General features: G+C 51.8%; 2 protein-coding genes. One reads left to right on the forward strand and one right to left on the reverse strand.

Going from position 1 to position 371, the window contains the following annotated elements; genetic code table 11:
• Window positions 1–147 (forward strand): translation initiation factor IF-1 (infA, locus tag Q4563_RS17095; RefSeq protein WP_303605345.1); only part of this gene is annotated, 147 nt, incomplete at its 5' end.
• A gap of 76 nt (window positions 148–223) precedes the next feature.
• Here the strand turns inward: infA and Q4563_RS17100 are convergent.
• Complete coding sequence (locus tag Q4563_RS17100; RefSeq protein ID WP_336623045.1) at window positions 224–367, reverse strand: hypothetical protein; 144 nt, start codon at window positions 365–367, stop codon at window positions 224–226.
• Between the last annotated feature and the right edge of the window lie 4 nt (window positions 368–371).

The following is a 371-nucleotide window of genomic DNA, read 5'->3' on the forward strand; positions in this document are numbered from 1 at the left end:
AAACTTGAAAATGGTCACGTGGTTACGGCTCATATCTCTGGAAAGATGCGCAAGAACTATATCCGCATTCTGACTGGTGACAAGGTCAAGGTTGAGCTGACTCCCTACGACCTCAGTAAAGGCCGAATTACCTATCGCGCCCGCTAACCGGCTGTGATATCTGTGACCCCTACCTGACAGGTGGGGCCACAGACTACCAAATCACAGTCTGGTTACTGCCTTTTCAGGCAGAAACCTCTTCAGGTACCACAACGACCAGTTCGCCGTCCTCGACCTGAACCATCACATCCCCTCCACGTGCCAACTCCCCAAACAGAATTTTCTCTGCCAGTGGTTTTTTGACCTTTTCCTGCACCAGACGAGCCATCGGG

Source organism: Gilvimarinus sp. 1_MG-2023 (assembly GCF_030548285.1).

Excerpts from the sequence above, each read along its gene's own strand:
- Q4563_RS17100 (WP_336623045.1), bottom strand. The coding sequence starts at position 367 with ATGGCTCGTCTGGTGCAGGAAAAGGTCAAAAAACCACTGGCAGAGAAA.